The organism is Polyangium sp. 6x1, assembly GCF_029946515.1.
Taxonomy (GTDB): Bacteria; Myxococcota_A; Polyangia; order Polyangiales; family Polyangiaceae; genus Polyangium.
Window position 1 is genome coordinate 38,741 of sequence record NZ_JARZHH010000029.1, and the last position, 21,848, is coordinate 60,588.

General features: G+C 67.9%; 23 protein-coding genes. 14 read left to right on the forward strand and 9 right to left on the reverse strand.

Translation table 11 applies throughout. The features are described from left to right. From QHF85_RS25595 to QHF85_RS25625, 7 genes are all read left to right on the forward strand, one after another. On the forward strand, window positions 1–336 hold the full coding sequence (locus QHF85_RS25595) for a carboxymuconolactone decarboxylase family protein (protein WP_281329931.1): 336 nt from the start codon (window positions 1–3) through the stop codon (window positions 334–336). Between the two features lie 124 nt (window positions 337–460). Further along, window positions 461–850, forward strand: a complete 390-nt coding sequence (locus QHF85_RS25600) for a cupin domain-containing protein (protein ID WP_348652763.1) — start codon at window positions 461–463, stop codon at window positions 848–850. A 179-nt stretch (window positions 851–1,029) separates the two neighbouring features. Continuing rightward, window positions 1,030–1,386 carry a cyclophilin-like fold protein gene (locus QHF85_RS25605; RefSeq protein WP_281329933.1) on the forward strand — a complete coding sequence of 119 codons (357 nt, stop codon included), beginning with the start codon at window positions 1,030–1,032 and terminating at the stop codon, window positions 1,384–1,386. A 294-nt stretch (window positions 1,387–1,680) separates the two neighbouring features. After that, window positions 1,681–2,079 (forward strand): hypothetical protein, encoded by a 399-nt coding sequence (locus tag QHF85_RS25610; protein WP_281329934.1) that lies wholly within the window; start codon window positions 1,681–1,683, stop codon window positions 2,077–2,079. Between the two features lie 238 nt (window positions 2,080–2,317). Continuing rightward, window positions 2,318–2,857 (forward strand): sigma-70 family RNA polymerase sigma factor, encoded by a 540-nt coding sequence (locus tag QHF85_RS25615; RefSeq protein ID WP_281329935.1) that lies wholly within the window; start codon window positions 2,318–2,320, stop codon window positions 2,855–2,857. A 667-nt stretch (window positions 2,858–3,524) separates the two neighbouring features. Beyond that, window positions 3,525–3,665, forward strand: a complete 141-nt coding sequence (locus QHF85_RS25620) for a hypothetical protein (RefSeq protein ID WP_281329936.1) — start codon at window positions 3,525–3,527, stop codon at window positions 3,663–3,665. A gap of 172 nt (window positions 3,666–3,837) precedes the next feature. Then, entirely contained in the window at window positions 3,838–4,113 is a 276-nt protein-coding gene (locus QHF85_RS25625; RefSeq protein WP_281329937.1) for a hypothetical protein, read from the forward strand. A gap of 184 nt (window positions 4,114–4,297) precedes the next feature. On the opposite strand, the gene QHF85_RS25630 is transcribed toward QHF85_RS25625, so the two are convergent. Beyond that, window positions 4,298–5,170 carry an aldo/keto reductase family oxidoreductase gene (locus tag QHF85_RS25630; protein WP_281329938.1) on the reverse strand — a complete coding sequence of 291 codons (873 nt, stop codon included), beginning with the start codon at window positions 5,168–5,170 and terminating at the stop codon, window positions 4,298–4,300. 105 nt (window positions 5,171–5,275) lie between these two features. Between QHF85_RS25630 and QHF85_RS25635 the strand changes: the two genes are divergently transcribed. Continuing rightward, complete coding sequence (locus tag QHF85_RS25635) at window positions 5,276–6,175, forward strand: LysR family transcriptional regulator (RefSeq protein ID WP_281329939.1); 900 nt, start codon at window positions 5,276–5,278, stop codon at window positions 6,173–6,175. A gap of 964 nt (window positions 6,176–7,139) precedes the next feature. Here QHF85_RS25635 and QHF85_RS25640 read toward each other — a convergent pair. The 4 genes from QHF85_RS25640 to QHF85_RS25655 form a co-directional block, all read right to left on the reverse strand. Then, window positions 7,140–7,943 (reverse strand): hypothetical protein, encoded by an 804-nt coding sequence (locus QHF85_RS25640; protein WP_281329940.1) that lies wholly within the window; start codon window positions 7,941–7,943, stop codon window positions 7,140–7,142. A 154-nt stretch (window positions 7,944–8,097) separates the two neighbouring features. After that, window positions 8,098–8,880 carry a hypothetical protein gene (locus QHF85_RS25645; protein WP_281329941.1) on the reverse strand — a complete coding sequence of 261 codons (783 nt, stop codon included), beginning with the start codon at window positions 8,878–8,880 and terminating at the stop codon, window positions 8,098–8,100. Between the two features lie 126 nt (window positions 8,881–9,006). After that, window positions 9,007–9,756: a hypothetical protein gene (locus QHF85_RS25650; protein ID WP_281329942.1), complete on the reverse strand. Its 750-nt coding sequence runs from the start codon at window positions 9,754–9,756 to the stop codon at window positions 9,007–9,009. Between the two features lie 433 nt (window positions 9,757–10,189). Further along, window positions 10,190–10,639 (reverse strand): hypothetical protein, encoded by a 450-nt coding sequence (locus QHF85_RS25655; RefSeq protein WP_281329943.1) that lies wholly within the window; start codon window positions 10,637–10,639, stop codon window positions 10,190–10,192. Window positions 10,640–10,817: 178 nt separating this feature from the next. Here QHF85_RS25655 and QHF85_RS25660 point away from each other — a divergent pair, with 178 nt between their 5' ends. Together QHF85_RS25660 and QHF85_RS25665 are read left to right on the forward strand one after the other, a co-directional pair. Further along, a complete protein-coding gene (locus QHF85_RS25660; protein WP_281329944.1) occupies window positions 10,818–12,470 on the forward strand; it encodes a HAMP domain-containing sensor histidine kinase in 1,653 nt (550 codons plus the stop codon). A gap of 59 nt (window positions 12,471–12,529) precedes the next feature. Continuing rightward, a complete protein-coding gene (locus QHF85_RS25665) occupies window positions 12,530–13,825 on the forward strand; it encodes a putative sensor domain DACNV-containing protein (RefSeq protein ID WP_281329945.1) in 1,296 nt (431 codons plus the stop codon). A gap of 39 nt (window positions 13,826–13,864) precedes the next feature. On the opposite strand, the gene QHF85_RS25670 is transcribed toward QHF85_RS25665, so the two are convergent. Together QHF85_RS25670 and QHF85_RS25675 are read right to left on the reverse strand one after the other, a co-directional pair. After that, window positions 13,865–15,253, reverse strand: coding sequence for a cytochrome P450 (locus QHF85_RS25670; RefSeq protein ID WP_281329946.1), 1,389 nt, complete (start codon window positions 15,251–15,253; stop codon window positions 13,865–13,867). Then, window positions 15,250–15,771 carry a MarR family transcriptional regulator gene (locus QHF85_RS25675; RefSeq protein ID WP_281329947.1) on the reverse strand — a complete coding sequence of 174 codons (522 nt, stop codon included), beginning with the start codon at window positions 15,769–15,771 and terminating at the stop codon, window positions 15,250–15,252. The genes QHF85_RS25670 and QHF85_RS25675 overlap by 4 nt, the downstream gene beginning before the upstream one ends. Before the next feature lie 276 nt (window positions 15,772–16,047). On the opposite strand from QHF85_RS25675, the gene QHF85_RS25680 reads away from it, so the two are divergent. Continuing rightward, window positions 16,048–16,179 carry a hypothetical protein gene (locus QHF85_RS25680; protein WP_281329948.1) on the forward strand — a complete coding sequence of 44 codons (132 nt, stop codon included), beginning with the start codon at window positions 16,048–16,050 and terminating at the stop codon, window positions 16,177–16,179. Window positions 16,180–16,228: 49 nt separating this feature from the next. Further along, complete coding sequence (locus QHF85_RS25685) at window positions 16,229–18,091, forward strand: hypothetical protein (protein ID WP_281329949.1); 1,863 nt, start codon at window positions 16,229–16,231, stop codon at window positions 18,089–18,091. On the opposite strand, the gene QHF85_RS25690 is transcribed toward QHF85_RS25685, so the two are convergent. After that, window positions 18,075–18,677 (reverse strand): TetR/AcrR family transcriptional regulator, encoded by a 603-nt coding sequence (locus tag QHF85_RS25690; RefSeq protein ID WP_281329950.1) that lies wholly within the window; start codon window positions 18,675–18,677, stop codon window positions 18,075–18,077. The two genes, QHF85_RS25685 and QHF85_RS25690, sit on opposite strands and share 17 nt — an antisense overlap. A 103-nt stretch (window positions 18,678–18,780) precedes the next feature. Between QHF85_RS25690 and QHF85_RS25695 the strand changes: the two genes are divergently transcribed. After that, complete coding sequence (locus tag QHF85_RS25695; protein WP_281329951.1) at window positions 18,781–19,458, forward strand: Coq4 family protein; 678 nt, start codon at window positions 18,781–18,783, stop codon at window positions 19,456–19,458. Here QHF85_RS25695 and QHF85_RS25700 read toward each other — a convergent pair. After that, window positions 19,385–20,026, reverse strand: a complete 642-nt coding sequence (locus QHF85_RS25700; RefSeq protein WP_281329952.1) for a DUF1801 domain-containing protein — start codon at window positions 20,024–20,026, stop codon at window positions 19,385–19,387. The two genes, QHF85_RS25695 and QHF85_RS25700, sit on opposite strands and share 74 nt — an antisense overlap. 143 nt (window positions 20,027–20,169) lie before the next feature. On the opposite strand from QHF85_RS25700, the gene QHF85_RS25705 reads away from it, so the two are divergent. Then, window positions 20,170–21,774: a DUF4215 domain-containing protein gene (locus tag QHF85_RS25705; RefSeq protein ID WP_281329953.1), complete on the forward strand. Its 1,605-nt coding sequence runs from the start codon at window positions 20,170–20,172 to the stop codon at window positions 21,772–21,774. The last annotated feature ends 74 nt before the right edge of the window (window positions 21,775–21,848 follow it).

The window sequence follows — 21,848 nt, forward strand, 5'->3', positions numbered from 1 at the left end:
ATGAATGCTGACAAACCTGCCACCGCCGCACAGAAAGCCATCGGGGACTTCGCGCCGAAGCTCGTCGAGCTCACCGACGACGTGCTGTTCGGGGACGTCTGGGAGCGGCCGCAGCTGTCGAAGCGCGACCGCAGCCTGATCACCTGCGCGGCGCTCGTGGCGACCGGCAAGACGGAGCAAATGAGCTTCCACTTCCCGCGCGCCATCGAGAACGGCGTGACGCAGGAAGAGCTCGTAGAGCTCATCACGCACCTGGCGTTCTACGTCGGCTGGCCCAATGCCATGTCGGCCGTGGCGCGCGCCAAGGAGCTGTTCGCGCCGTCGAAAGGGGAGTGACGTCATGAAACATCGCATTGCAGCATGGTCCTCGCTTTCTCTCCTCGCGTGCGCGCTCGGCGGCTGTTCTCCGGAAGCGCAGGCGACCGCGAACGCCGCGAGCCCGACGGGAGCGCGGCTCGAGATCACACCGGCCGGTTCGCAGCCTTCCACCAAGGGTTCCGCGGAGAACTTCACGGGGGACGTCGTCATCGATCCTCTCTTCGCAGCGAACGCTCACCGACGCGGCGCCGCTGCGTCCGTCAGGTTCGCGCCTGGCGCCCGCACAGCGTGGCACAGCCATCCGGCCGGCCAGACGTTGATTGTGACGGCGGGTACGGGCTGGGTTCGGGAATGGGGCGGCCAGAAGCACGAAGTGAAGCCAGGTGACGTCATCTGGACGCCGCCGAGGGCGAAGCATTGGCACGGCGGGACGGCGACCGAGACCATGACGCACATCGCGATTCAAGAACACGTCGACGGCAAGGTCGTCGACTGGATGGAGCAGGTCAGCGACGAGCAGTATCAGCGATAAGGGAAGAACTCCCGAGGTAGGTCATGAAGGCAACTACAATCCGAGCCCTCGCGATGGCGGTGGCCTGTCCCGTGGCTGTTGCGTTCCTCCTTCAAGCCTCATGCGGCGCTGACGCCAGCACGACCCGTGGAGCCCCTTCGCCTCAACCTGCCGAGAAACCAACGGAGCAACCCCGCGCAATGAAACTTCGAATCAAGATCAACGAAAGGGTCGTCTCCGCAACCTTGAACAGCGGCGAGACCGCCAGCGATTTCGCTTCTTTGTTGCCGCTGACGCTCGAGATGAACGACCTCTTTCAGCGAGAGAAGTACGCCCACCTGCCCAGGGCGCTCTCGGAGGATGCGCCGCGGACGCGGTCGTATGAGGTCGGCGACATCGCCTATTGGTCGCCCGCTCACGATGTCGCCATCTTCTACCGCAAGGATGGACAGGCGATTCCAGCGCCCGGCCTCATCACGCTCGGGAAGCTCGACTCTGGAGCCGATGCCTTTGACGTGTCGGGATCCGTGCGGGTGACCATCGAGCGCGTCGAGTAGGCGCATCTCGCCTCCGGCGAGCTTCTCCCGCTGGACCAAGCTGTCGAGTCTGAACGCTTCCGGGCAAAGCCGAACGCAAGCCAGCGCAAACTGTGAGGACCGGTGGTCCTCACGTCCCCGAACGATGGCACCGGTCGTAGTGCCCCCGCAGATACCGCGGGATCCCAACGCCGGGCCCGATGATGCCGCGGGAACACCCGGATCGGCTTCCCGCACCCGCAAGCGCAGACGTGGCGCCGCTTCGCGTTCTCAGCCTCCGCCCAGGCTGTAGAGACATCCAGCTGATGCCACCGGATGAACCGCGGGATCCCCACGCAGTGGTGCCACGGCTTCACCACGATCCTCCCACCGCACCCGCAGGCGCACACGTGCCCCTTCGCGTTTTCAGCCTTCGCCCACGCCTCCGCCGTCCCCGCGGGCGTGCGGCGCGTGGGCAACTTCACGGTTCCTGCCAGCACGAGAGGCAGTGTCCCGGTTTGGCGAAAGGTCAACATTGCCGAAGGGATGGGGAACCTCCCAGGGCACAAACGCCAACGCTACTCCACCGCCCTCGGATCGGCGCACGAGGTGCTCGCTTGCGTTCAGGTCGCCCAGGCCATGCATTACATCGAAACAGTCCGTCCTGCGGTGCTCGACCGCATGGACCACGTCATCGCCACCCTCAGCCGCCTCGTCTACCGCCGCGCCTCCTGACCCCCCACGGGCCGTCCCCCCCAGGGCGGCCCGCCTACACGGCCTGGATCACGGCCCCCATTACGACCCCCTCTCGCCATTCCCGACGGATCGTGGGTTCTCCCGCGACGAACCAATCCGCCATTTTACCGTTGAGTTCGCCCGCAATTCATGAGACAAAACAAGCGACGCCAGCCGGTGTTCTCACCACCGACCGGCGTCTGACCCACAACACCGCGCTACCCGGAGTCATGAGCTAATGACAACGCTACACCTCCATTCGCCGCCGGCAAACTTCTCGGCGTCGCACGCCTTGCTTGGCCGCCTCTACCTCGAACACCGTGATTTCTTGCGACGCGTGCTTCTCGTTCAGGCCGTCCCTCCCCGCGACGTGGAGGATGTCCTGCAAGAGGTTTTCCTCACGGTATGGCGACGGCTTTCGTGCCTGGTCACGCCGGAGCAGGCCCGCCCGTGGCTCTTGGTGATCGGGCTCAACCATGCGCGCAATCATCGACAGCTTGCGCGGTACGAGCGTGAGGTCCTCGTGGGTTTCGCGGAGGATCTTCCCGAGCAGGAGGACGGGACGTCGCCGGAGGCGCTTTTGCAGGCGACGTACGGGGTGTTCCGGCTCAAGTGGTTCCTGCAGAAGATCGGGCCGCGCGTCCGCGCCGTGGTGGTGCCGTTTCTGGAGGGGCATTCGATCCGGGAGATCGCCGAATCGCTCGGGATCAAGGCGAAGGCTGTTTACGGGCGCCTGCATCTCGCTCGGGAGCGCCTGAAGACGCTCGCGCTCGCGTAGCTTCCGCCTGCGCTTGCGCTTGCGCTTGCGCCTGCGCCTGCGCCTGCGCCTCCGCCTCCGCCTGCGCCTCCGCTCCCGCTCCCGCTCCCGCTCCCGCCTCCGCTCCCGCTCCCCCGAGGTCAGCGGCCATCTTGGCGCTGCCTCGACAAGCGAAGAAGTGTCACCCGAGCTCCCGGTCTGAAGTGTCACCCAAGATTCCGGTTGCACAACCGACCTTTTCGGCCTCGCGCCCGGTACAAGCGCCCTTCGGAGCGCTCCCCGAGGCTCTCGCGCCCGGCGCAAGCGCCCTTCGGAGCGCTCCTTGAGGCTCTCGCGCCCGGTACGAGCGCTCTGCGGACCGTTCCTCACCGCTCCTGCGCCGGGCGCAAGCGCCCTTCGGAGCGCTCCCCGCCGCTCCTGCGCCGGGCGCAAGCGCCCTTCGGAGCGCTCCCCGCCGCTCCTGCGCCGGGCGCAAGCGCCCTGCGGACCGCTCCCCGCCGCCCTCGCGCCCGGCGCAAGCGCCCTGCGGACTGTTCCTTGCCGCTCTTGCGCCCGGCGCAGGCGCCCTGCGGACTGTTCCGTGCCGCTCTTGCGCCCGGCGCAGGCGCCTCCAGAGCCGCTCCGACCATCGCATGCTCCCCATGCAGCTTACCGCTTCGGCAACGTGATCTTCTGGACGAATACGGACATGAACGCGAGCGTCCCCGCGGCCTGCCAGTCCTCTGCGCCCTGCAAGATGGGAGAGAGCGGCAACGACCCATTCGAGTTCGGCGGGAGCTTCGCGACGGCCGGCAAGCCGTTTCAGTTCACCGGCGCCAACACGCCCTGAGCCGAACTGCTTGCGCAGGTTGTGAGCGGGGGTCGCTGCGGCGTGCTCGATCGAGCACCTTGGAGCCGCTCGCCGCTTGCCGCTTGCCGCTCCCGTTTCCGCTTCCGCCTCCGCCGCCGCTGCCGCCGCCGCTCGCCGGCTTCGCCGCCGGAGCGGGCGCCGCCGTCGCGGCATGATCTCCTTGAACAGCTTCAACACCTCGGCTGCCGCGGCCCCTTTCGGGTCCGTCGTCAGCACGCTCTCCCCGATCGACGCTGCCTCCGGGTATGCGACGCGATGGCTGATCGACGTCTCGGCCACCTCGCCGCGCGCGGCCATCGCCTCGCGCGCCGAACGAGCCAGCACCGTGCGCGGCGCGCAGCGGTTCGCGACGAACAACCTAGATGGAATCCACGCGCTGCTTTTGGGCCCAGCGTCGAGAGGCGGAACGGCGGCGCACGTCGGGTAGAAGTGCCGCCGCGCATGGCAGAGGGGTGAATTCGTGAGCTTTTGGAGTTCTTCCGGACGCGCGGACGTCTCCGCGCCTCCCGCGGACTGCGACCCTGCAAGTGCAAGGAAGCGACGGGCGCGTGCACGACGCTCCCCGAGACCATCGAGGTCCGCGCCTCGACGTGCTCAGGGGACGTCGGCCTTCAGGAGTGCTTGGAAAGCCCGTTCAGCTCGGCCAGATCCTCGGCGCTCAAGACGATGGAGGCGCTCGCGAGGTTCTCCCTCAGATGCGCGATCGAAGACGTGCCGGGAATGAGCAGCACGTTGGGCGACCGCCGCAAGAGCCACGCGAGCGCCACTTGCATCGGCGTCGCCCCGAGACGTGTGGACACCGCGCTCAGCGTGCTCGATTGCAGCGGCGCAAACCCGCCGAGCGGGAAGAAGGGCACATACGCTATGCGGAGCGCGGCGAGCTCGTCGATGACGGCATCGTCGCCGCGGTGCGCCAGATTGTAGTGGTTCTGCACGCACACGATCTCCGTGAGCTTGCGTCCCTCCGCGATCTGCGCGGCCGTGACGTTGCTCAAGCCGATGTGCCGAATCAACCCGCGTCGCTGGAGCTCGGCGAGGGCCGTGAGCGGCGCTTCGATGGAGCCTTCCGCTGGGCCCTCGGCGCTGAACATCGCGCGAAGGTTTACGACGTCGAGCACGTCCAAGCCGAGGTTGCGGAGGTTGTCGTGAACCGCGCGCTCGATGTCGGTGGCGGAGAGGGCGGGCTCCCACGACCCCGTCGGGCCGCGTACGGCGCCGACCTTCGTGGCGATGACGAGGCCGTCGCGATACGGATGCAGCGCCTCGCGGATGATCTCGTTCGTGACGTGGGGACCGTAGATGTCGCTGGTGTCGACGTGGTTGACGCCCTGAGCGATGGCCTCGCGCAGCACGGCGACGGCGGCCTTCCGATCCTTGGGGGGACCGAAGACGTTGGGGCCGGCGAGCTGCATGGCGCCGTAGCCGAGACGACGAACGGTGTGAGAGCCGAGGCTGTAGGTGTCTGCGATGGAGAGGTCGGTCATGGTGTTGGTCCTTGGAAGTGTGATTCGCCCCGGGATCTACGCAGAAACTCACTGCGCGACAATCCGTCGCAATCTGTACGGCCTGTGCGGTAGTCTGCACAGTCGATGGATGACCTCGCAGACCTCACCGCCTTCCTGACGGTTGCCCGTGAGGGTGGCTTTCGCAGCGCCGCCCGTGCGGCGGGCACGAGCGCGTCCCGCATGGGCGACGCGGTTCGTCGACTGGAAGCCCGGCTCGGCGTCCGGCTGCTCCATCGCACCACCCGCAGCGTCACACCCACCGACGCGGGAGCGCGCCTGCTCGAGCGGATCACCCCGGCGCTCGGCGAAGTGCGCGCTGCGCTGGACGTGGTCAACGACTTCCGCGATCGTCCCGCAGGTCGTCTGAAGCTCAACGTGCCGACCGCCGTTGCACGGCTCGTCCTTCCTCGCATCGTGCCGCCCTTCCTCGCGAAGTACCCCGACATCTGTCTCGAGGTGACCGCAGATGAGCGCCTCATCGACGTGGTCGCCGATGGTTTCGACGCCGGCATCCGCTACGAAGACTGGCTCGAGAAGGACATGGTGGCGGTGCCCATCGGCCCGCGCGTCCAGCGTTACGCCGCAGCCGCGTCACCCGCATACCTTTCTCGCCGTGGTCCTCCCACACACCCACGTGAGCTGCTCGAACATGATTGCGTACGGTGGCGCTTCACGAACGGCCCACTGCATCCGTGGGAGTTCGAACGGGACGGAGAGACCATCAAAGTCGACCCAAAGGGCCCGCTGATCGTCGGTTTCGGTGGCGGTACGGAGTTCGCTGTGGAGGCCTCTGTGGCAGGCAGCGGGATCATCTATCTGTTCGAGGATTGGCTACGTCCCTTCATCGACCGAGGCGAGTTGGTCCCCGTGCTCCAACCGTGGTGGCTGAGCTTCCCCGGGCCTTTTCTCTACTACCCCGGTCGTCGGCACCTTCCGACGCCACTGCGCGCCTTCGTGGACTTCGTCAAGTCGACGCAGCTGTGAATTCGTCGACGTGATGCTCGTTCGCTTCACGAGTCGCGGCGGCTGGCCGGATTGCTGTGGGCGATGTGGCGCGACGGGACGGTCTATGACGGACCAGGTGCGGCGGTCGATCGAGAGGGGGCTCGGGATCACGGCAGACTCGCGGTCTCGTGAAAAAGAGAACCAGACCGCCGCCATAAACTGATTTCCCCACGGGGATGAGCGCCTCGAGCGCGTCGTACGGAGGCGTGTGAAAGCTGGTCGTGTGGATGAGCGCGAGGCAAGCGAGGATGTCGGGTCCTTACGGGCCCGCCACGTCGAGATTTAGAGTGCGCCTCCACCGTCCTTTTCGGAACACCTGCTTGCGCCCCCTCGTTGCGCGAAAGAAAACCGGGCGTGGTCGACCGCCGAACGTGGTCGTAGATCTCGGAGATTCGATCGTTCGGGAGGCGCGCGCAGTCGAAGACCGCCCGGTCGCACGCGCCGGACGCCGTCAGCTGTCCGCGCCACGTGATTGAGTCGCCATCCGGGAGGGTCGTGCGCTCGACCGCGAGGACGACGTCAGGCGGCACGGACTTCGGCAGCTCGCACGTCTGCCGAAACGGCCGACCCGGGGGACCATGCCGTCGATCGGCGACCGCGGTCGAACACGCCAAGAGGCCGATCGCGGCCAGCGCCGCGAGCATTGGCTGGGAGTGCTGAAGGCCGCTCCATGGCACGTGGAACCATCGCACGCGTTCGATTGGCACTCTCTCGCGCGAAAGCATGGGGCAGCGAGAACTACTGTACCAAGGACAAAGAAACGAGGATTTCCGCCTCCTCGGGGGCGCCTGCGCAGAGAGACGAACGACGGGGATGGATCGTCGCGCTCCCAGCCGATGCGCGAACAGGACGGGCATCCCTTTTCCGCGCCCGGACAGTGCTTCGTCTCATGCGTCCTCATCGTCCGCGGAGGCGACGAGTCGCCGTAAAAGGTGTTGGCCCGTCATGCCTGCGGCTCAGGGATCTCAGGCGAGCCGGGCCAGGTGATGCCGACCTTCTGAAGCCCGCGCTGGATGGCGAGTACGCGCTCCGGCTTGGGCGTCGGGAGAAGGAGCGTCTCGAGCTCGGCGGGCGTGAACTCCGTGGGTCCCCGGAGGGTGCGGTCGGTCACCGCGTCCATGACCGCGTGGGAGGGGGCGGCTTTCGGGTCGACGAACGCCGTCACGATCATCCCGGGGCGTGGACGATACGACTCACAAGACAGCGGCAAGAGCCGCCCGTTGTGGATCAAGCCCCACGCGGCGAGTCGGACGGCGCCGTGGGCCAGCGAGGGATCGCGAACGGCGAAGAGCGTGCCTCCCACGCGGTCGCCGTGAAGCCAGAAGCCCACGCCCGCCCACCTCTCCCCATGCTCCGGCCCCACGTCGAGCCTGTCGACGGCCATCACGAACGCGGGCTCGAGCTCGGCGGGGAGCCCTGGCACGGCCCCGCGCACGTCGTCCGGGCCGCCGGTCACCGCGTCGAGCGAGAGGCCGAGCTGCTCGATCGGACCGCACCCGAGCTGGTACGCGAGGCCAACGACGCCTGCCTCGGTCCACGCCACGACCTCGTAGTCCCCGCTGCCGTTGTCGTGGCGGAGGGTGCCCCGCTGGAGATCACCCGTCCAGCCCGCCTGGTCGATGGCCGGGAAGCCGACGCGCGCGATCCCCTCGAGGCAGCCTTCCACGTAAGCGCGCAGCGCGGCGCGGACGATGGCGTCTCGGTCGAAGACGAGGGTTCCGAAGCGAGCGGTGACCCGTTCGACCATGGGGTCTCGGCTAGACCAGGTTTGTCTCGGCGTCAACGGGCTCGCCACCTGCGTCCGCCCGTCGCGTCACGGCGTGTACGGCGGGACCTTGTTGATCCGCGCCACCTCGTCGACCGACGGCCGGAGGCGCTGGCGGAAGCGGCCGCGGCCCTCCTCAGCCCGACGTCTCCCCCGCCGGCGTCTCCTGCTTCCCATTCGCCTTCCGCGTCGCCCGCGCGGCCGCCTCTGTACGCAGCTTCCCCATGGCATCGAGCAGCGGCGCGAGCAGCGCCTTCCCTTCCTGCATCCGCGCCAGATCCGACCGCTTCGCTCGACTCGCCACGTATTGCCGCAGCCGCACCATCAGCTCCACCCATTCCGTCTCGGCGTCGCGGCCTGCCCCGACGTGCGCGCGCTTGTCCGTGCGGGCCTTCTCGACCTCGGCCAGCAAGGCATCACTCTCGAGAATGGCCGCCTCCCACCGATCCAGCCAAACGGCCGGCAGATCGATCGCCGAAAGCGTCGCTGCGTGCTCGGGCGCGCGGAGCACGAGCAGGGCCTCGCGGCAAATTCGATTCTCGTCCGCGATGGGATCGTCGATGTGCGCGAGGCCATTGGGAAAGGCGGCCTGGTGCGCGGCGAGGGCGCCGAGGAGGTTCGGGCTGACGCGGCGCCGCGCCTCGACGCTCATGTAGCTCTCGATGTGGCGGTACCACCTATCGACCTCGTCGTCGGCGGCTTCGAGCTGCGCGAGCCGGGCGGCGCGCTCCGCATGGGCGAGCACGTTCCCCGTGACGTGCGCGTCGAGCGCATCGCCGATGTCGTTGCATTCGCCGATGTAGATGTCCAGCGCGGGCTCCGGCGGGCCGTTCGCAGCGCGCGCCTCGAGGTTCTCCTTGATCTTCTTGGCAATGTCGCGTTTCTGCGCGCGCGGGATCTGGTTCAAGCTGACGCCCATGGGTCCTCGTGTCTCCTCTCTACGTTTGCCGGCCAACGTAGCAGGGCTCTCCTTCCGAGGGTACAACGCGCACGGATCTGACGCGAGCGAGGTGGAAACGCGTGGGACGGGGCGGCCATGCGGCCGTCAGTCGTCGTCCTCGGTCGCCGCGAGCGGCGCGATCAGGATCCGCGTGACGATCGCGAACTTGCCTTTCCCCCAATCGGTCATCGAAGAAAGCCTGACCCTTTGCGAGGGCGTCGACCATCGCGCGTCGAGCAGGTAGCGCGAGGCATCCGCGCTCGTGTCGTTCTTGTGCACGAGTCCGCCCTTGCGAACGCGGAGAGGCGCGCCGAAGAGGAGCGTCAGATCGTTCATCGTCGTGTGCGCGTTTTCGGCGGCTTCGCGCGTCGCTCGTTCGCGTCCGTCCGGTGACGTTCCGTCCAGCGTTTTCCTGTCGACGGCGCGGTACGCCTCGAAGGACAGGCGCGAGAGACTGCCGTACATGATGTCGAAGTTCCAATCGCCTCGAAGGCCGTTGATCCTCGCATGGAAGTGCCAGTCCCCATCGCTAGTGGTCTCGGTGCTCGTCGGCTCGTGCTCCAGGACGCGGACGATCTCTTCGCGCGTCATGCCGAGGCGGAGCTCGCCGCTCTCGAGCATCTGAAACAAGTCGATGTCGGATGGGCCCAGCCCGCGCCATCCGAGCGTGATCGGGGTCTTGATCGCGGCTGTGGTGGGTGGCGTCGGCGACGTCGGCGTCGGCGTCGGCGTCGGCGCCGGCGTGATGGGGACTTCAGGCGCGGCTGCGGGGGATGGTGGCGGCGACGAAGGTGCCGGTGGGGACGCGCAGCCGAAGCCGAGCACCCACGCGATGAGCAAGTATTGGCGGCGCATCAAGCGATATCCTGGAGGTACTCTGCCATCCCTCTGCCCGGTCGTGAAGACCCGGGAAACGTTCCGAGGTGCGCCCTGGCGAAGCTAGAAGCGAGGGGGGAGCGTTCCCCCCTGTCTCCTAGCGGAGCTAGAAGCGAAGGGGAACGTTCTCCCCTGCCTCCTCGCGTGGCGAGGAGGATGGTCCTGCCGTTCCCGGCTGGGTGATAGGCAAGCTGGGAGGACGGTCCTGCCGTTCCCGGCTGGGGGATAGGCAAGCTGGGAGGACGGCGGGAACATTCCCCCTGCGTTCTCGGCGAGCTGGGAGGACGAAGGGAACACGGTGGGCGTTGTCCTCGCCGGGCGAATCACGCGACGGGAGGATTCCCCGGTGGTGGATAGGCCTGTGAGCCTGGACCGCGCTCGGGACCGAGGTGCAGATACGTGGACGTGGAGATCAGTGCGCGAAGGCGTCCGCATGCTTGCGGACCCAGTTCGCCAGGAAGGTTCGCATGTCCCCGTGGGCACCCGTGACGAGCGCCTGTTCCAGGGCTTCGCGTGCTTCTGCATGGCCCCATTCGACTTCACTCGGAATCCCCCCACGCCACGCAGAGAGGTCCATCCCACGAATCGCCAGCTCCCATCCGGCCGCGATATCCTCGAGCCCGAGGTCACGCGCTGCACCCGCCGTCGCATCCTGCACGTGAGCAGGCTCCTCGGCGATGTAGGAGCCGAGTCCACTCCGACATGCGGTGTTGTGCAGGAGGCAGACGACTCCGACGGCACGCTCTTCGCTGCGAAGCATAGCCCATTTGCTTCGGTCCAATGCGGCCATCAGGATGGGGTCGATCACCCTCTCCGCGATCTCGGTATCACTCGCGCCACGAATCCAAGTCACGTCCGGCATGGCCGCGAGGCTAACCCGTGGTGTGTCTCCGGACCAGCAGAGTCTGCGGTCCGCGATTTTCGGGGCCCCGGAAGCGGAAGCGGAAGCGGAAGCGGAAGCACGCCAAAGGGGGCGCCCGGGCCGAGCATCTCGGCTTTGCATGAGACGTGCTATGGGATAGCCGCTGGAGGGGTGGATCGTGCCGACGATCAAGCACATCATCGAGACGCAGAGCGGCAGGATCCTCGACCGGTGGGCCGAGGTGGCGCAGAAAACGGCGTCGGCGCGTGGGCTTTCGCGGCCCGAGTTGATGAACATCATCCCGCTCTACCTCGCGTCCCTGGTCGATTCGGACGGGCATGAGCCGAGCGCCCGCCAGGTCGAGCTCGTGGAGAACCACCTCGCTTCCCGCCTCCGCCACGGCTTCGATCTCGTCGAGCTTCAGAGCGAGTTCACGCTGATCGGCCGCTGCATCTTCCAGGCGTGGGCGGCTGTGCCGCCCGAGGAGCGGTGCGATCCGCTGGAGCTCGACAGGATCCTCGAAGTCGTGCACGGGTCCGCGGTGCTGGTGTCCGACAGGTTCGTCCGGCACCTGCTCGACGACGCGCAATCGGAGAAGCGGTTCTTCCGGCTGCTACGGCAGGCGTTCACGGGCGAGCCGCCCGACGCGCTCCGCAGGTCCCCGACCCTGGCCCACCGGCTCGACGCCGCCATGCCGATCGTCATGGAGGCGCTCGGCGCCGCGACGGCGGCCCTCCTGCTTCATGAGCCCACGACCGAAAAGCTCGTGATGACCGCGTCGGCGGGGGACGCCGACGAGCGGCTCACGCATTACGCCCGCTCGCTCGCGCCCTCCTCGTTTGCCGGGAAAATTGCGTCGCGCGACGAGACGACGAGCCTCCTCGACGCCGAGACGACCGAGCTCGACGTGACCGACAACCTCCGCCATAGTGGCATTCATTCGCTCCTCGGGGTCCGCATCCCTCTTCAGCACAAGCTCCTCGGCGTGATGTACGTCGGCATGCGCGAGCAGCGGCCTTTCTCGGCGCGGGAGAAGCGGCGTATCGAGGCGATCGCCGAGCACCTCGCGCTCCTCATCGAGAACGCCGAGCTCTACGGCATGCTGGAGGATCGAATCGAGGCGCTGCACGAAGAGCAGCGGCTGCGAGACGTCCTCTCGTCGGTCCTCGTGCACGACCTCCGCGGCCCGCTCTCTGCGGCGCGTGTCGCCGCGCAAATGGCCGACCGCTCGACCGACGACCCCAGGTCCAAACGCTGGACGTCGACCCTCCTCCGGAGCCTGGACCGCACCGAGCGCATGGTGAGCGACCTGCTCGACGCGCAGCGCGTCCAGGCCGGCGAGCGCCTGCCGATTTCACGCGATCGCTGTGACGTCCTCGATATCGTGCGAGACCTCGTGGCCGAGCTTTCCCAGCAGCACGGCGATCGTTTCGTCGTCGTCGCGCCCGAAGGGCCCACGACGGGGAATTTCGGTCGCGAGGAGCTCCGGCGAGCCTTCTGGAACCTCGCGTCGAACGCGCTCAAATACGGATCGGCGGACCCCGTGCGCTTCACCGTGCGGTCGCTGCCGGACCGCGTCGAGGTGGAGGTCCACAATGAGGGCCGGCCCATCCCCGCGGACGAGCAGGCCACGCTGTTCGAGCCCTTCACCCGCGCGCGCCACGAGCGCGCATCGCCGGGCGGCTGGGGGCTCGGACTCGCCGTCGTCCGCGGCGTCGCGGAGGCCCACGGCGGGAGCGTCGACGTCGTGAGCGCCCCCGGACGCGGGACGACGTTCACGATGCGGCTGCCGTTCGATGACGAGGGAGCTCGGCGCGCGGCCGCAGGATGAGGCGACCGCCGCGGAGCGGGCCCCTTGGGAGGATGCCGCGCGGGCCTTAGGATCGAAGGGTGCTGCATTCGTATCCACCTCAGCTCGCCAGGCTCGTGCGTGAGCGATGGGACGAGGTGGAAGCGGTGGGGAGCGCACGACTCCCGATGCTTTCGGCGCTCGAGGATCTTTTGTCGATCTGTTATCAGGCGAGCCTGCTGCGAGAGGAGGAGCGACCGGTCACCTTCCGATTGATCCTCGGCGACGCCGAGAGGTATCCGGCCGAGGCCGGCCCCCCCTGGGGGCTGCACCGCCTGGTGTTCACGCGTGCCCGCCCGCTCGACGCGCACGAGCTGCGGCGGCTGTCGCCGGCCATCAAATACCACCGCGCGCTCATCGGCGTGCGTGAGGACGGCCGTGGTGGATTCGAGATATGGGGCCTGCTGCATTCGGGTCCCCGCTGGCTCCACGCGGCGCAAGGCGGGCGGGGCTCGTGGTCGAGCCTGCCGCCGTGGGCGCTCGTCATTCGCGCCTCGGGGCCGGGGCAGCTCGCGGTGGCGAGGGGGCCGATCACGCTGGGCGAGCTGCAGGGCGGCAGGATCACGGGGCCGGTGATGAACGTCTTCGAGGCGCGCTGGCTCTCCGAGGGATTCGAGGAGGTGCACGCCGAGCTCACGGCGCTGCACGAGGAGGCCCGGCCTTTCGCGCGCACCCCCGGCGCGGAGCTCGATCCCGAGGTGACGCGGCTCATCACCTGGCAGATGCTGAAGCGCCTCATCACCACGATTCGCCGGGGGCACCACGGCGGCACGCTGATCTTCCTGCCGCCGGGCGACGTGGGCGAGGCGGCGGGCCTGCTCCGCATCAAATACGAGTTTTCCGAGGGGGAGCCGCGGCGTCGTTATCGCACGTTGATCCTCGCGACCATGGACGCGCTCGCCGGGCGCAACAAGGCGTGGGCGCCGCCCTCGGCGTCGGTCGGCTGGGACATTTACGAGTCCAGCACCGACCCGCACCTCGTGAACCTCGACGAAGCGGTTTCCGAGCTCTCGACCCTGATCGCGGGCCTGGCGGACGTGGATGGCGCCGTCGTATTGACGAGGCGCCTCGAGCTGCTCGGATTCGGCTGCGAGATCGGCGGCGCGTTGTCCGAGGTGCCGTCGGTGAGGCGGGCCCTGGACATGGAAGGGACGCGTGATGCGATCGAGTCGACGGAGGCGGTCGGGACCCGGCACCGCTCCGCCTATCGCCTTTGCCAGCACATTCACGGCGCGCTCGCGATCGTCGTCTCCCAGGACGGCTGGGTCCGCTTCGTCACGTGGAAGGAGGGCGGCGTGATTTACTGGGACCACGCGGTGACGTCCGGGGACGTGTAGGCGGAGGCGGAGGCGCAGGCGGAAGCGGAACCTTCGCCGCTAAAACAGCACCGGCAGCTCGCGGAACCCGCGCAGCCCCGCGGCGCCGCCCCAGCGCAGCTCCTCGGCCGGCACCGCGAGGCGCAGCTCGGGGAACCGCCGGAACAGCGTCTCGAACGCGATCTGCCCCTCGATGCGCGCCAGGGGCGCCCCGAGGCACAGGTGAATCCCCTTGCCGAAAGCGATGTGGCGGTGGGCGCCTTCGCGCGTGATGTCGTACGCGTGGGGATTCTCGAACTGCGCGGGATCCCGATTGGCCGAACCGAGGCCGACCATCACCTGCCCACCCTTCGGGATCGGCACCCCGGCAATCTCCATGTCCTCTTTCGCGGTGCGCACCGCGCCGAGGTAATCGACTGGCCCCCAGTACCGGAGCGTCTCCTCGACGACCCCTTTCGCGAGCCCCGGATCCGCCTTGAAGCGGGCGAGCTCCTCCGGGTGCGTCAAGAGCGCGACGACCCCGTTGCCGATGAGGTTCACCGTCGTCACGTGCCCGGCCAAATAAAGCAGGAACACCATCGACAAGAGCTCTTTCTCGTTGAGTTTGTCGCCGTCCTCCTGGGCCTGGATCATCTGGCTTATCATGTCGTCCGCGGGCGCCTGCCGCTTGCGCTCGAACAGATCGACGAGGTAATGGCTGAACCCGACGAGCTTCTTGCGCGTCTCTTGCATGATTGCGGGGTCCTTGCTGTCGACGCGCAGCTCCACGAGCTTCTGGATGGCCTCGCGGTCCTGTTCCGGGATCCCGAGCATGTCGCTGATCACCGTCACCGGCAGCGGGTACGCGAATGCCTTGATCAGATCCATCCGCCGCTCCGGCCCCACCTCGCCGCGCGCGGCCGCCTCGGCTTCGGCCTTGTCGAGCAGATCGTCGGCGAGGCGCTGGATGCGCGGCCGGAGCGCCTCCATCGCGCGGGCATTGAAGCCCGGCTGGACCAGCTTGCGCAGCCGCGTGTGGTCGGGCGGATCCATCATGAGGAGCGAATGCGCGATGGGCTGGAACTCCTCCGGCACCGGCGGCATCTTCGCCCGCTGCTCCGGCGTCAACCGCGCGTACGGGTCGGAGGCGAGGCGATCGTCGAGCAGCGCGGCCGCCGTGTTCTCGTAATGGCCCACGAAGAGCACCTCGCCGATCGGGCGCTCGCCTTTCAGGAGGTTCTGCCGCTCGCCTTCATCCCTCGGGAACGGGTGATGAAGGGCGCGCACGACGGGCCCCTCGGCCCGTATCTCCGCGTAAATCTCCGGGGACCTGGCCAGAAAGGCCGGATCCGACCTGTCCAGCACCACGGACGAATACCGGGGCGCCTCCTTCGCCGCGCCCCTCGCCTCACCCTTGCCCTCGCGCTCCGCGCGCGCGCTCTCCGCTCCGTCTGCCGAGCTCGTCGTCATGGTTCCTCCGTGTTCTCCCCCCAAACGTCGTTGTCCCCGTCAAGCCCGCCGTCCGTGACCTTGGGCGTGCGCGCCTCCAGCGCCGTGAGCGCGCGCTCGAGGAGGTCCAGCGCGCGCCCCATCGCCTCGATCTCGGCCGCTTCGGCCGCCGCGAGCTCGCCTGCCAGGGGCTCGGTCAGCGAACGCTCGACCGACTGGCTCACGGCCGTCCCGGTCTCCGTCAGCGCGAGCTTGAGCTTGCGCCGATCGTCCGGGTCTGCCTCGCGCCGCACGTGACCCTGCCGCACGAGCCGGTCGACGAGCCCCGTGACGACGGCCGGCGTGACCCGCAGCCGCCGCGCCATCTGCCCGGGCGACGTCAGCCCCTCCCGGATCGCGAACAGCGCCCCGAGCTGCCGCAGGCTCAGCTCCTGCCCTGATCGGCTCGCCTGCACGCTCGCCGCCGCCCAGCGTGCGAGGCGTTGACAGAGCCGCAGCGCCCGCCGGGCCTGGTCGATGGATCGGCCCTCCGTGGTCATCCTCGGCTCCCGCTTGCTGTTCGGTGTCTCACGTTAAGTAGTGTGCCTGGTAAACTATATGCTAGGCAAATGGTTTCTTGGGAGGGGGTGGGAGGCGGAGGTGGCAAGCGGGGGCGCGCACCGTTTGCCGGCGGTCGGGGCCCGCCCCTCCGCCTCATTGAAATCGTCGTCGAGGTAGGTCGTCGATGGGAAGACGAGCTACCACTGAAATGCCCGCATTCCGGGCAGAATCACGATTGCCTCGGGCGCAGCGCGGCCTCGTCGCGATGAATTGATGTGGTTCGATCGACGCGTTGGCGGTATACCCGCGTGCCGGTCTTCGGGTCCCTCGTCGATCCGTCGATTTTCCCGGCGATCTCGGGGGATCAGGCCACGACGTTCGTCGTCCGCGTCATTGCGTTGACGTGACGGGCTGCGTCTCCACGGGATGCCGTCGGCATTGTCCGAGGAGTTGACCGTGAAGCAATCTCACAGGGCCGGATCCCTTTCCTCCGGCCGGTTCTTGCGAATTCCAGCGATCCTCACCGCCTTCGCGGCGGCCCTCGCGGCGCGACCGGCCGCGGCCGATTTCACCATCGGCCTCGTCCCCGAAGACAGCGGCAGCATCACCTCGTTCGACGCCGACACAGGCGATGTCTTCGGGACGGCGTCGCTGCCCTTCGTGGAGCCGCGGGACTGCGAGATCGTCGCGTCGGCCGACACGACGCGGGGCCTCGTCGCGGGCGGCAACTTTCAACTGTTCGTGTTCGACCTCACCACCATGCCGCCGCTTCCGTTCGTCGACAGGCCCTCGATATTGCTCGAGAATGCCAGTGAAGACATTGCGCTCGCCCCCGGCGGGACATTCGCGGTCGTCTGCGGTGGCTTGGGGCCCGAGCCGATATCCGTCGTCAACGTGGAGACCGTCGAACAGGTGAACATTTTTTTCGCGGGGCAGGGCTGCCGCTCCGTGGACGTGTGCGACGACGGCTCGGTGCTCGTGGTCGCGTCCGACGGGTCTTCGCTCCGCCGCCTGACGCTCGGCGCGGACGGCTCGCTGAGCGACACGGGCGAGGTCGTCGTGTTCCCCATCGGCTTCGACGGCCACAACGTCGCGTGCGCGTTCGGCAGCGACTCCGCGGTCGTCGTCGGCGGCGGCGCTCCGGCGACGATCCAGTCGTTCTCGATCCCGGGTCTCTCGCCCGTCGAAACCGCGTTGCTCACGGCGAGCAACGGTCGATCGGTGATCCTCTCTCCGTCCGGAGACCGCGTCTTCGCGCGGGCCGGCGGGTCGAGCATCGAGCCCGGCTCCGTCGATGCGTTTTTCTACGAGCCCACGACGGGGCAATTCCTCGGCACCGTGTTCTCTCCGCTGGTCGTCGAGCCGGCCCTCTCGCTCCAGGGGCCGGAGCTCTTGGCGATTCACCCGGAGCCTGACGACACCAAGCTCTACGTCCCCGAGAACGGCAAGGGGGTGAGCGTCTTCAGCGCCGCGACGGGCCTGCCCCTGCCGACGATCGCCGCCGGGAGTAACTTTCCGACGTCGATCTGCCTCGCGACCGCGTCCATCACGCCGGCGCCGGCGCCGCCGCCGCTGAACGACTCGATCCTGGCGGCCACTGTGATCCCGAGCTTGCCGTTCAACGACGGCCCCTACTATACCGGCTCGGCGACCACCTCGACCACCTTCCCGGTAGATCCCAGCGACAACCTCGATTGCTCCGGGAACGGGCACACCGTCTGGTATTCGTTCGTCGCTTCGGAGGACGCCCGCCTCACGGCCAACACGTTCGGCAGCGATTACGACACGACCCTCTCGGCGTTCAGCGGATCGATCGGCGCGCTCACGCCGATCGCTTGCAACAACGACACCGACTTCAACGTGCAATCCGCGATCGAATTCGATGTCGTGGCCGGACAGACCTATTTCCTGATGGTGGCCACGCCAGGCATCGACCCCACCGCGGCGCTCGGCGGCATGCTCCAGGTCTCCGTCAGCGAGATGCTCGTGGCGAAGCTCATCGTCGACACCAAGGCCTCGCTCTCGTCGATCGACGGCTCGGTCGTCGTCCGAGGCACCGTGGACTGCTCCACGCCAGCCTCCGTCAACCTCATCGGGCTGCTGCGCCAGCAGACGACCCGGACCACCAGGGCTGAACAGCTCTTCGTCGTGGGCTTCGAATGCGACGGGCCGACGTCGTGGAGCAGCGCGCCGATCCTGGCCACCCTGCCGTACAAGGGAGGCAAGGCGAGCCTGACGATCAGCGGGAGCGCCTGCGGCTCCGATTGTGTCTTCTTCCCTCAGTCGTCGCAGGAAGTGCACCTCACCGGCGGGAAGTGACCCGCGCGCCCGCCGCGCGCGGGACGAGCCCGTGAACCAATAACTCCAGCGCCCGCGCCATCCGCCCATGGCGCGAGCGGCCCGACCCGTCGTCCGCGAGGACGGCCGCGAGCATCGCGAGCACGTCGATCACGTCGGTCAGCGTGAGATCAGCGCGGACCAGCCCCGCCGCGCGCGCGCGCTCGAGCGGCGCCGTGAGCAGCCGCGTCACCCGCGGCACCAGGGCCTGCAGGGCCGGCGCGCCCGGCTCGCGCAGGAGCACCGGCACCAGCGCGTGCGCCTCGGTGTGCCGTTCGACCATGCCCGTGAGCAGCGTCATGAAGGTGTCGGGCCGGTCGCCGTGCTTGCGGGCGATCGCTTCGAGCGCGGCGAGGTCGTCCTCGATGATCGCCGCGCCGAGCGCGAACCGGTCCGGGAAGTTCCGGTAGAGCGTCGCCCGCCCGACGCCTGCGTGGCGCGCGATCGCGTCGAACGGCGCGTCGAAGCCGGCCGACGCGTACACCTCGCGCGCAGCGGCCACGATCCGCGCGCGGTTCTCCTCGGCGTCGCGCCGTCGTGCCGGTTTTTTTTCAGGCAGGCTCGTCACGGCGCGACTCTACCCCGAAGCCCAAGTGGACACTACTGTCCGTTTCGGTCATGCTCGCTCCACGAGCGCCACAAGCCAGGGCTGCTCGCCGAAGGAGGGTTTCATGAATGACGACACGAATCCGACCCTGCCCGCGAACGCGTCGGCCTTCACCCGCATCCGCCTGGCCATTCGCGCGCTCCAGATCCTGGCCAAGGACCCCGGCAATGCGTACTACGGCCCGCTGGTGAACGCGTGCATGGACAGCGAGACGTACGCGAAGCTCGCCGAGGTGTGGCGCGAGACGCCCGAGGGACGCCGGATGCTCGACGAGCGCCCGTCGCTGCAAGGGCACGAGCTCGATCTCGACGCCCTCGCGCGCATGCCAGAAGGCACGCTCGGCCACGCATTCGTGGGCTACTTCCGCGACAACGGCATCGAGCCGTTCGTCAGCACGTTCCCCGTCGCGAACGACGTCGATTACCTGAGCAAGCGTTATCGGGAGACGCACGACATCTTTCATCTGATCACCGGGTATGGCACCGACGAGCCCGGCGAGATGGAGCTGCAGGCGTTCGTGCTCGGCAATCTCGGCGTCCGCCAGGCGATCCTGATTCTGGCGTACTCGATCCCGCGACAGATCCAGCGGGACGGGGTCAAAGGATTCGGAACCTACCTCGGCCGGCTGCGCACGGCCTACCGGCGCGGCCGTCGTTCGCGCGAGATGCTCAGCGTGAGCTTCGAGAAGTTGTGGGACCAGCCGGTGTCGGCGCTCTCCGACCTGCTTTGCGCTCCGGCGTGATCGTCGCCGCAGACGCTTTCGTTGCAGCCTTCTTCGCGGCCGGCGCCTTCGCTGCGGCCTTCTTGGCCGCCGGCTTTTCCGCCTTCGCCTCCGCCTTCGCGGGCCGGCCCTTGCCCATGGCGGCGAGCGTGGCCTGATAGCCCTCGACGTACTTCTTCGCCGGCATTCGCTTGATCACCCCGCCGATCACGTCGAGCGCCAGGTCCTCGATTTTCTTGAATCGCACGCAGGACTTGCCCATGTCGAGCTTCTTGCCTGTCTTCGCCCAGGCGTCCTCGAACCATTGCCGCGCGCCGGTGTCGCCATAGACCCCCATGAGGTAGATGGCCATGTGGTTCTTCTGGGAAGCGAGGCTCGCAAAGGGCAGCGGTTGCTTCGGGTCGCAATGGTAGCCAGGGGGAAACACGCGGTGCGGCACGTAGTAGCCGATCATCCCGTACTGCATGCCCTCTTCGTAGTCCGCGTCGAGGTTCTTTCGGATGACCGCGCGCACGGCCTCGAGGGCGGCACGACGATCGCTGGGAAGGCTCTCGAGATACGCTTCGACGGTGCTCGCTTTGCTCTGCATGCGCGGCAGTGTACCGAAGGAACGTTCGTCTTGGGAAGCCCCCTGCGGGAGCGGTCCTGCTACGTCAAAGGATTGTCGGCGGGCTGCGCGGGCCGGGAGTCGACCTTTACATGCGCGCGGATTTCGGATACCTCGACGTCCCCATGAGAACGACTCGGGATCGATGGATGAAGAACCTCCTGGCTGCGCTCGTCGTCTTGCCGGGCCTCCTTTCGTACGTATCCGACGCGGGCGCGGTGAACCTGCTCGTCAATGCGGACATGGAGGATTGCCCCGCGCTGCCCCACAACACGCCGCCCACCGGCTGGGGCAACTCGTCCATGTCGGCCGGCGCGGATTGCGATTTCTGGTCGACGGGGACCGATCCGGGGCTTTATGTGGGCATGCGCTCGCCGCGGACCCAGCTCTATTATCGCGAAGGAATGACGCAAACGGTCCCGACGACGCCGGGCAAGACGTACTGGGTGTCGTTTCACGTCGCGGGCAACGGCGGAACCGCCGAGATTCGCTTCGACGGCTACGACGGCATGCTCGTCGCATCGGCGCCGATCACGAGCTCGTATACGCTGGTCACGGGGAGCTTCGTCGCCTCCGCCGCGATGACCACGGTGTACATCGGTACAGACCTGACGGCGAGCGCCACGGGCGACGCGCGGGTCGACGAGGCCTGCGTCGCCACGAGCCTCGCCCAGTGCGACGCAGGTCCCCCCGTCTGCGGGGATGGTGTCGTCGAGGGAGAGGAGACCTGCGACGACGGGAACACGACGGACGGCGACGGTTGCAATGCCACGTGCACCTCCGACGAGTCGTGCGGAAATGGTACCGTCGACGCCGCGACCGGTGAAGCATGCGACGACGGGAACACGACGGACGGGGACGGCTGCAATGCCACGTGCTCCTCCAACGAATCGTGCGGCAATGGAATCGTCGACGCCGCGGCCGGCGAAGCGTGCGACGACGGGAACACGACGGACGGGGACGGTTGCAATGCCACGTGCACCTCCAACGAGTCGTGCGGCAATGGAATTGTCGACGCCGCGTCCGGGGAGGTGTGCGATGACGGGAACACGATGGCCGGCGACGGCTGCAATGCCACGTGTACCTCGAACGAGGTCTGCGGCAATGGAATCGTCGACGTTGCGACCGGCGAAGCGTGCGACGACGGCAACACCACGAGCGGCGACGGCTGCCAGGCCACCTGCGCGCTGCCTTCGTGTGGGGACGGCGTCCTCGACGCCGGCGAGATCTGCGACGATGGCAATACCATCGGCGGCGACGGTTGCAGCGCTTCGTGCGGCTCGAATGAAGTCTGCGGCAATGGGACGATCGACATGGCCGCCGGCGAAGCCTGCGACGACGGCAATACCGTCGACGGTGACGGATGCCAGGCCCATTGCGCCTTGCCGTCGTGCGGCGACGGCATCCTCGACGCCGGCGAAGTCTGCGACGACGGCAACAGCACGAGCGGCGACGGATGCAACGCGACGTGCATCTCGGACGAATCGTGCGGCAATGGCATCCTCGATACCGCCGCGGAGGAAGCTTGCGACGATGCCAATACCACGGATGGTGACGGGTGCGAATCCAACTGTACCCTGCCTGCGCGAGACAACGATCCGGGGGACGTCGTCGAGGAGGGCAGCTGTGGGTGCCGCGTGGCAGGCGACGCGAGCCCCTCTCCGAGCGGGTTCGTTTGGGTCCTCGGCTTGCTCGGCCTCGCCGGCCTTTCGCGGCGCAGAGCTCGTTGACAGTCGTCGATACCGGTCTTCGCGTCCGCGCGCGAATCGCGGCGAAACGTCCAGGATCGGGCCGTCGCAGGGAA